The organism is Pseudomonas sp. 2VD (assembly GCF_005503585.1).
Taxonomy (GTDB): Bacteria; Pseudomonadota; Gammaproteobacteria; order Pseudomonadales; family Pseudomonadaceae; genus Pseudomonas; species Pseudomonas aeruginosa.
Genome location: NZ_SCND01000273.1, coordinates 1 through 8,558, shown reverse-complemented (window position 1 = coordinate 8,558; position 8,558 = coordinate 1). Strand labels below are relative to the sequence as shown.

The 8,558-nt window shown below is 66.2% G+C and carries 10 protein-coding genes and 1 pseudogene; 10 read left to right on the top strand and 1 reads right to left on the bottom strand.

Features of this window, described 5'->3' with window-relative positions:
- From pabC to FFS27_RS23725, 6 genes are all read left to right on the top strand, one after another.
- Window positions 1–778 (top strand): aminodeoxychorismate lyase (pabC, locus tag FFS27_RS23750; RefSeq protein WP_256659619.1); only part of this gene is annotated, 778 nt, incomplete at its 5' end.
- 5 nt (window positions 779–783) lie between these two features.
- On the top strand, window positions 784–1,833 hold the full coding sequence (gene mltG, locus FFS27_RS23745; protein WP_004350892.1) for an endolytic transglycosylase MltG: 1,050 nt from the start codon (window positions 784–786) through the stop codon (window positions 1,831–1,833).
- Between the two features lie 28 nt (window positions 1,834–1,861).
- Complete coding sequence (tmk, locus tag FFS27_RS23740) at window positions 1,862–2,494, top strand: dTMP kinase (RefSeq protein ID WP_003122486.1); 633 nt, start codon at window positions 1,862–1,864, stop codon at window positions 2,492–2,494.
- Entirely contained in the window at window positions 2,487–3,473 is a 987-nt protein-coding gene (locus FFS27_RS23735; protein ID WP_003110200.1) for a DNA polymerase III subunit delta', read from the top strand. Before tmk ends, FFS27_RS23735 begins: the two co-directional genes overlap by 8 nt.
- 33 nt (window positions 3,474–3,506) lie before the next feature.
- On the top strand, window positions 3,507–3,863 hold the full coding sequence (locus FFS27_RS23730; protein WP_003091119.1) for a PilZ domain-containing protein: 357 nt from the start codon (window positions 3,507–3,509) through the stop codon (window positions 3,861–3,863).
- A gap of 14 nt (window positions 3,864–3,877) precedes the next feature.
- A complete protein-coding gene (locus FFS27_RS23725; protein ID WP_019485448.1) occupies window positions 3,878–4,654 on the top strand; it encodes a TatD family hydrolase in 777 nt (258 codons plus the stop codon).
- A 225-nt stretch (window positions 4,655–4,879) separates the two neighbouring features.
- Here FFS27_RS23725 and FFS27_RS23720 read toward each other — a convergent pair whose 3' ends face one another.
- Window positions 4,880–6,013 (bottom strand): aminotransferase class V-fold PLP-dependent enzyme, encoded by a 1,134-nt coding sequence (locus tag FFS27_RS23720; RefSeq protein ID WP_021264998.1) that lies wholly within the window; start codon window positions 6,011–6,013, stop codon window positions 4,880–4,882.
- Between the two features lie 85 nt (window positions 6,014–6,098).
- On the opposite strand from FFS27_RS23720, the gene FFS27_RS23715 reads away from it, so the two are divergent.
- From FFS27_RS23715 to FFS27_RS23700, 4 genes and pseudogenes are all read left to right on the top strand, one after another.
- The gene (locus FFS27_RS23715) at window positions 6,099–6,737 is read left to right on the top strand and encodes a TetR/AcrR family transcriptional regulator (protein ID WP_003091114.1); all 639 of its coding nucleotides are present in this window, start codon (window positions 6,099–6,101) and stop codon (window positions 6,735–6,737) included.
- Window positions 6,738–6,886: 149 nt separating this feature from the next.
- Window positions 6,887–7,783 (top strand): radical SAM protein, encoded by an 897-nt coding sequence (locus FFS27_RS23710; protein ID WP_003091113.1) that lies wholly within the window; start codon window positions 6,887–6,889, stop codon window positions 7,781–7,783.
- A 64-nt stretch (window positions 7,784–7,847) separates the two neighbouring features.
- Window positions 7,848–8,480 carry a DUF4823 domain-containing protein gene (locus FFS27_RS23705; RefSeq protein WP_003091112.1) on the top strand — a complete coding sequence of 211 codons (633 nt, stop codon included), beginning with the start codon at window positions 7,848–7,850 and terminating at the stop codon, window positions 8,478–8,480.
- Window positions 8,473–8,558: pseudogene (locus FFS27_RS23700) on the top strand (DUF1285 domain-containing protein); the annotation flags it as partial. The gene FFS27_RS23705 and the pseudogene FFS27_RS23700, both read left to right, overlap by 8 nt.

The following is an 8,558-nucleotide window of genomic DNA, read 5'->3' as shown; positions in this document are numbered from 1 at the left end:
GTCCGTGCGCGATCGCGGACTGGCCTATGGCGACGGGCTGTTCGAGACCCTGGCGGTGCGCGCCGGCACGCCGCGTCTCCTGGAACGCCACCTGGCGCGCCTGGAAGAGGGGTGTCGACGCCTGGCGATCCCTCTCGACGCCGCAGCGTTGCGCCAGGAGTTGCTGGCGTTCTGCGCGGCGCTGGGCGACGGTGTCGCCAAGCTGATCGTCACCCGCGGCGAGGGTTTGCGTGGCTACGCGCCGCCTGCCGAGGCCTCGCCGCGGCGAATCCTCTCCGGATCGCCGCGTCCGGCCTATCCCGAGCGCCACTGGCAGCAAGGCGTGCGCCTGTTCGCCTGCCGTACGCGCCTGGCCGAGCAGCCCCTGCTGGCCGGCCTCAAGCACCTCAATCGCCTGGAGCAGGTCCTCGCCCGTGCCGAGTGGAGCGACGCCGGGCATGCCGAAGGGCTCATGCTGGACGTGCACGAGCGGGTGGTGGAGGGGGTGTTCAGCAACCTGCTGCTGGTTCTCGACGGCACCCTCGTGGCGCCTGACCTGCGGCGCTGCGGCGTCGCGGGAGTGATGCGCGCGGAATTGCTCGAGCGCGCCGAAGGAATCGGCGTCCCGCTGGCGATACGGGATGTTTCCATGGCTGAACTGGCGACGGCCGACGAGGTCTTTCTGTGCAACAGCCAGTTCGGCATCTGGCCGGTCCGGGCATTGGACGAGCACGTCTGGCCGGTCGGCGAGCTGACCCGTAAACTGCAAGACCAACTTCGCGACGACCTGGATTTCTGACTTTGATGCGCAAACTGCTGGTGCTGCTGGAGAGTGGCCTGTTGTTCGTTGGCCTCTGCGTCGGCCTGGCTGCATGGCAGCAGCAGCGGGCGCTGGAGCAGCCCCTGCAATTGACCGAGGAGCGCCTGCTGGACGTTTCCTCGGGCTCCACGCCGGGAGGCATGCTCGCGCGTCTGGAGCAGGAAGAGGTGCTCCATGGCGCGTTCTGGCTGCGCCTCTACTGGCGTTTCAACCTGCCGGGCCAGGCCCTGCACAGCGGCGAATACCGCCTCTTGCCGGGGATGAAGGGCGCCGACCTGCTGGAACTCTGGCGCGAAGGCGAGGTGGTGCAGTACAGCCTGACCCTGGTCGAGGGCTGGAGTTTCCGCCAGGTGCGCGAAGCGCTCGCCAGGCAGGGCAAGCTGGAGCAGACCCTGGCCGGCCTGAGCGACGGCGAGATCATGCAACGCCTCGGCAAGCCCGACGAAGTGGCCGAAGGGCGCTTCTTCCCCGATACCTACCGCTACACCCGTGGCATGCGCGACATCGACATACTGCGCAAGGCCTACCAGCGCATGCAGACCATCCTCGCCAAGGAATGGGATGGCCGCAGCCAGGACCTGCCTTATCGCGACGCCTACCAGGCGCTGATCATGGCCTCGCTGGTGGAAAAGGAAACCGGCGTGCCGGAAGAGCGTTCGCAGATCGCCGGCGTCTTCGTCCGCCGCCTGCAGCGCGGCATGCTGTTGCAGACCGATCCGACGGTGATCTATGGCATGGGCGAGCGCTACAACGGCAAGATCACCCGCGCCGACCTGCGCGAACCGACCCCTTACAATACCTATGTGGTGCCGGGCATGCCGCCGACCCCGATCGCCCTGGCCGGGCGCGAGGCGATTCGCGCCGCGCTGCATCCGGCCGAGGGCGAGACCCTGTATTTCGTGGCGCGCGGCGATGGCAGCCACGTGTTCTCCAGCAGCCTGGACGAACACAACAAGGCGGTCCGCGAGTATCAGTTGAAGCGTCGCTCGGACTATCGCTCCAGCCCCGCGCCCATCACCCCGCCGCCACAATGAGCGGCGCAGCCAAGATAAGGAGTGCCGTGTGACCGGCCTGTTCGTCACCCTGGAGGGCCCGGAAGGGGCCGGCAAGAGCACCAACCGCGACTACCTGGCCGAGCGCCTGCGCGAGCGCGGCATCGAGGTGCAGTTGACCCGCGAGCCTGGCGGCACGCCTCTCGCCGAGCGCATCCGTGAGCTGCTGCTGGCGCCCAGCGACGAGCCGATGGCCGCCGATACCGAGCTGTTGCTGATGTTCGCCGCGCGGGCCCAGCATATCGCCGGGGTCATCCGTCCGGCACTGGCGCGCGGGGCCGTGGTGCTCTGCGATCGCTTCACCGATGCCACCTATGCCTACCAGGGCGGCGGGCGCGGCTTGCCGGAGGCGCGCATCGCCGCGCTGGAAAGCTTCGTCCAGGGCGACCTGCGGCCCGACCTCACGCTGGTCTTCGACCTGCCGGTGGAAATCGGCCTGGCGCGGGCGGCGGCGCGTGGCCGGCTCGACCGTTTCGAGCAGGAGGACCGACGCTTCTTCGAGGCCGTGCGTCAGACCTACCTGCAGCGCGCCGCGCAGGCCCCGGAGCGTTACCAGGTGCTCGACGCCGGGTTGCCGCTGGCCGAGGTGCAGGCTGGCCTGGATCGGCTGCTGCCGAATCTGCTGGAGCGTCTGAATGGCTGATATCTATCCCTGGCAGCAGGCGCTCTGGAGCCAACTGGGCGGCCGCGCCCAGCACGCCCACGCCTATCTGCTCTACGGTCCCGCCGGGATCGGCAAGCGTGCCCTGGCCGAGCATTGGGCCGCCCAGCTGCTCTGCCAGCGGCCCGCCGCCGCTGGCGCATGCGGCGAGTGCAAGGCCTGCCAGTTGCTGGCCGCCGGTACCCATCCGGACTACTTCGTGCTGGAGCCGGAGGAAGCGGAGAAACCGATCCGGGTCGACCAGGTCCGCGACCTGGTTGGCTTCGTGGTGCAGACCGCGCAACTGGGCGGGCGCAAGGTCGTGTTGCTCGAGCCCGCCGAGGCGATGAACGTGAACGCCGCCAACGCCCTGTTGAAAAGCCTCGAAGAACCCTCGGGCGATACCGTGCTGCTGCTGATCAGCCACCAGCCCAGCCGCCTGTTGCCGACCATCAAGAGCCGCTGCGTGCAGCAGGCCTGCCCTTTGCCGGGCGCGGCGGCGAGTCTGGAATGGCTGGCGCGGGCCCTGCCCGACGAGCCGGCCGAGGCCCTGGAGGAACTGTTGGCGCTTTCCGGCGGCTCGCCGCTCACCGCCCAGCGCCTGCACGGCCAGGGCGTGCGCGAGCAGCGCGCGCAGGTGGTCGAGGGGGTGAAGAAGCTGCTCAAGCAGCAGATCGCCGCCAGCCCACTGGCCGAAAGCTGGAACAGCGTGCCGCTGCCATTGCTGTTCGACTGGTTCTGCGACTGGACGCTGGGCATCCTGCGCTACCAGTTGACCCGCGACGAGGAGGGGCTGGGGCTGGCCGACATGCGCAAGGTGATCCAGTACCTGGGCGACAAGTCCGGGCAGGCCAAGGTGCTGGCCATGCAGGACTGGCTGCTGCAACAGCGGCAGAAAGTGTTGAACAAGGCCAACCTCAACCGTGTCCTGCTTCTCGAAGCCCTGCTGGTGCAGTGGGCAAGCCTGCCCGGGCCGGGCTAGAATCCCGCTGATATTCGACTGGCAGGAACCTGCATGAGTTTGCCACCCAATCTGGGGCCGCGTAACGGCATCCTGTCCTTGACCATCAAGGACAAGTCCGTGCTGTACGCCGCCTACATGCCGTTCATCAGGAACGGCGGGCTGTTCATTCCCACCAACAAGAACTACAAGCTTGGCGACGAGGTCTTCATGCTGCTCAACCTGATGGAAGAGCCGGAGAAGATCCCGGTGGCCGGCAAGGTCGTCTGGATCACCCCGAAGGGCGCTCAGGGCAACCGTGCGGCGGGCATCGGCGTGCAGTTCAACGACGGTGACAACACCGCCCGCAACAAGATCGAAACCTACCTGGCCGGGGCGCTGAAGTCGGACCGGCCGACCCACACGATGTAACGCTAGACAGGATCATGCTGGTCGATTCCCACTGCCACCTCGATCGCCTCGACCTGGCCGCCCATGGCGGCTCGCTCGATGCGGCGCTGGCTGCCGCGCGAGCGCGTGGCGTCGGTCAATTCCTCTGCATCGGCGTCAGCGCCGACAATGCCCAGGCGGTGAAGGCCCTGGCCGAGCGCTATGCCGACGTGCACTGTTCGGTCGGCGTGCACCCGCTGGACCTGGAGCCCGGAAGCGCGCCAGCGCTGGACTGGCTGCTAGGCGAACTGGCGCATCCGCGGGTGGTGGCGATCGGCGAGACCGGCCTCGACTACCACTACGAACCGGAAGCCGCCGAGTTGCAGCAGGAGGCGTTTCGCCTGCACCTGGAAGCCGCGCGGATCACCGCCAAGCCAGTGATCGTGCACACCCGCGAGGCGCGCGCCGATACGCTGGCGCTGCTGCGCGAGGCGGCGTTGCCGCAGGCCGGCGTGCTGCATTGCTTCACCGAGGACTGGGAGATGGCGCGATCGGCGCTGGACCTGGGCTTCTACATTTCCCTGTCCGGCATCGTCACCTTCCGCAATGCCGATGCCCTGCGCGAGGTGGCTCGCCAGGTACCAGCCGACCGGCTGCTGGTGGAGACCGACTCGCCCTACCTGGCGCCGATTCCCCATCGCGGCAAGCCGAACCTGCCGGAATACGTGCGCGATGTCGCCGAATTCCTCGCGACGTTGCGTGGCGTCAGCCTGGAAACCCTGGCGGAGCAGACTACCGCCAATTTCCATCGGCTGTTTCCGTTGGCCCGCTAGGCCGACAAACGGATAAAAAAAACCCGGGTTCTGGGGGATGAATCCGGGTCAAGACCATTAGGAGTGGAACAAAGGTACGCATTCCTCGGTACCTTCACTGGCTGGGTACTTGGGGGGAGATACCGCGCGCCAGTACCTTTCAGTATTGGTCATGTTCGTGGGGCGTCCAGACAGGGCTGGCGGTTTTTTAAACAGATTTGGAATACCCTCGCCGTCCTTGAGCACCTAGGTGCCTGCGACCTGGCGCAAGATCGCCAGGGTGTCGTCGATCACCGTCGAACTCGTGTAGAAGTGCGGGGAAAAACGGATACCTCCGCCACGCTGGGCGCAAATGACCCGCTCCTGGCGAAGCGTTTCGAAGAGTGTCCGGCTGTCCTGGCCGTCCAGGCTGAAGGTCAGGATACCCGCGCGTCGGCTCGGGTTCCGCGGACTGTGCAGGCGTGCCCCGGGAATTCCCGACAGACCGTCCTGTAGCCACTGGACGCGCTCGGCGATGTCTCTGCCGACCCGCTCCATGCCGACCTCCTCCAACAGCCCCAGGCTGGCCTCCAGGGCCATCGCGCCGAGCATGTTCGGGCTGCCGCATTCGAAGCGCCGGGCGCTGCGCGCCGGCCGCCAGTCGCGACGCTCGTAATCGAGGGCATGTTCCAGCATGTGCCAGCCATATTCGTGCAGCGCCAGGCGCTCGCGCTGCTCGGGATGGCAATAGAAGACGCCCAGCCCTTCGGGGCCGAGCATCCACTTGTGCCCATCGGCCATGGCGAAGGCACAATCGTAGGCCTGTACGTCGAAGGGCAGGGCGCCGAGCTGCTGGATCGCGTCGATGCAGAACAGCACGCCGCGGCGGCGACATCCCGTGCCGATGCGCTCCAGGTCAAGGCGCAGGCCGCTGGCGTACTGCACCGCGCTGATCGACAGCAGGCGGGTGCGTGGGCCGCAGGCGGCGAGCAGGGCGCCCTCGGGGTCGTCGCCGGCGAGACTGACCTCGACCACTTCGACGCCGCGCGGGCGCAAGGCTTCCCAGACCACTCTATTGGAGGGGAACTCCTCGTTGCCGATGACGACCTGGTCGCCCTCTCGCCAATCCAGGCCGAAGGCTACGAAGGAAAGCGCCTCGGAGGTGTTCTTGACCAGTGCGAGGTCGCTGCCGGCGCGCGCATTGAGCAGTCGGGCAAGGCGCTCGCGCAGGCGATGTTCTATCTTCAGCCATTCCGGATAGTCGCTGGCGCCGTGGGCGACGTTCTCCCGGGCGAAGGCGCTCACCGCGTCGGCGGCGCGTCTAGGCCAGGGTGCGACCGCTGCGTGGTTGAGGTAGCGCAGACCGTTGGTCTGGTCGAATTCGTCCTGGTAACAATTCATCGTCGGATGTTCCGTGCATTTTCGTGCTGAATAGGCATAATACGCGGCTTCGATTTTTGACTCATTTTGACCTGACAGTCTTTTTATGCAGAAAGAGCCTCGCAAAGTTCGTGAATTTCGTCGCCGTGAACAGGAGATTCTCGATACCGCCCTCAAGCTGTTCCTCGAACAGGGGGAAGACAGCGTAACGGTCGAGATGATCGCGGATGCCGTCGGCATCGGCAAAGGCACGATCTACAAGCACTTCAAGTCCAAGGCGGAGATCTACCTGCGCCTGATGCTGGACTACGAGCGCGATCTCGCCGCCCTGTTCCATTCCGAAGACGTAGCCCGCGACAAGGAAGCCCTGTCGCGCGCCTACTTCGAGTTCCGCATGCGCGATCCGCAGCGCTACCGCCTGTTCGACCGCCTGGAAGAGAAGGTGGTGAAGACCAGCCAGGTGCCGGAGATGGTCGAGGAACTGCACAAGATCCGCGCTTCCAACTTCGAACGCCTGACCCAGCTGATCAAGGAGCGTATCGCCGACGGCAAGCTGGAGAACGTTCCGCCGTACTTCCATTATTGCGCTGCCTGGGCGTTGGTGCATGGCGCCGTGGCGCTGTACCACTCGCCGTTCTGGCGCGAGGTGCTGGAAGACCAGGAAGGTTTCTTCCACTTCCTGATGGATATCGGCGTGCGCATGGGCAACAAGCGCAAGCGCGAAGGCGACGCTCCCAGCGCCTGATGCCTGTGGTGCCGGGACGCAGTCACTGCGCCCCGCGCACTCTTTGCCGGCAGGGATATACTCGTCGCCCATCGATCCGCCGGCGGGACGTCGGCTGCCCATTTCCGGCGAATCCGCCGGCGGCTCCACGTTCGTTCAGGAGTTCTCCGATGAGTGTCCGTGAATTCCCTATCCACTACATCGAACCGGTGTTCCGGCCCCCGAGCGAGGCGCATTCGCTGATCCTCCCGGTGACCAATGGCTGTTCCTGGAACAAATGCGGCTTTTGCGAGATGTATACCCAGCCGCAAAAGAAATTTCGCGCCCGCGACGAGAACGAGGTACTGGAGGAGATCCGCCGCTGCGGCGAGCGCCTGATCGTCAAGCGGGTGTTTCTCGCCGATGGCGACGCCCTGGTATTGCCGACCCGCCGGCTGCTCGCGGTGCTGCAGGCGATTCGCGAGCACTTGCCGGAGGTGGAGCGGGTATCCAGCTACTGCCTGCCGCGCAACCTGCGCAGGAAGTCGGTCGACGAGTTGCGCGAACTGGCCGACGCCGGGCTGCGAATGGCCTATGTCGGCGCCGAGTCCGGCGACGACGAAGTGCTGGCACGGGTCAACAAGGGCGAGACCTATTCCTCTACCCTGGATGCGCTGGAAAAGCTTGGCGAGGCGGGGATCAGTCGTTCGGTGATGATCCTCAACGGTCTGGGCGGAATGACCCTGAGCGCGCAGCACGCGGACAACTCCGCGCGCCTGATGAACGCCGCCCAGCCGGAGTACCTGTCGACCCTGGTGGTGAGTTTCCCTACCGGCGAGCAGCGTTTCCGTGCTGGCTTCGCCGATTTCGAGGCGCTGGATCGGCGTGCCCTGTTCGTCGAGGTCGAACGCCTGTTGCAGGGATTGGAGCTCGAAGACACGGTATTTCGCAGCGACCACGCTTCCAACTATCTGGTGCTCAAGGGCGAGCTGGGTGCCGACAAGGCGCGCCTGCTGGCCGAGGTCCGCCAGGCCATCGAGCAGCCGCAGCACGCTGCCCTGCGCCAGGAGTGGCAGCGTGGCCTGTGATGGCGCGGAAGCTGCATCGGCTCGTCATTCGCCGGTTTTCCGACGCCGGCAGGGGAGATGACCGATGTTGCACCTGTTCCGTATCGCCCTGGCGATGCTCCTCCTGGGCAGCCTGTCCGCCTGCATGAAGCCCAGCGACCTGGCCGACGGCGCCGACTACTACCTGCGCGACGCCGGGGTGCTCGATCACAGCGCCAGCCAGCGCAGCAACAACCGGCGGATCCAGGCCGACTCCTTCATCTACATCGGCCAGGGCCCGTTCGTGCCGCCGGGCTACCGGTACGCGCGGCCGAACGTGGTGGCCGAGCAGGCCTTCGAAGGTTTCGTCGAGTATTTCCCGCTGGTGCGCCGCGCCAAGGCGCCGCTCGGCCTGGACGACGCGATGCGCGAGGCGCGTGCCGCCGGCGCCCACTACCTGCTGTACTGCCGTTTCGCCCGGGGCGACAACAGGATCGGCAACTGGGAGGAGTGGGAAGACGAAGAGGAACTCGGCCGGGTCGGGCGCGATCGCAGTGTCATCCAGGTCATGCTGATCGAGACCAGCACCCGTTTCCTGGTGGACAGCGCGACCATTCGCAGCCGCGGCGGTTTCCTGACGTTCTACGACGCCACCCCGGAAGACCTGCTGCGTCCGCCGCTGGAGCAATACGCCCAGGAATTGCTGGGCCTGAACAGTCGAGGAACAGGCTATGAGTGATACCGGCAAGGCCAACGACCTGCTGGCGCAGATCCCCAGGGGCGAAAAGAAGGGCCTGCCGCCCGTGCACCTGTGGAA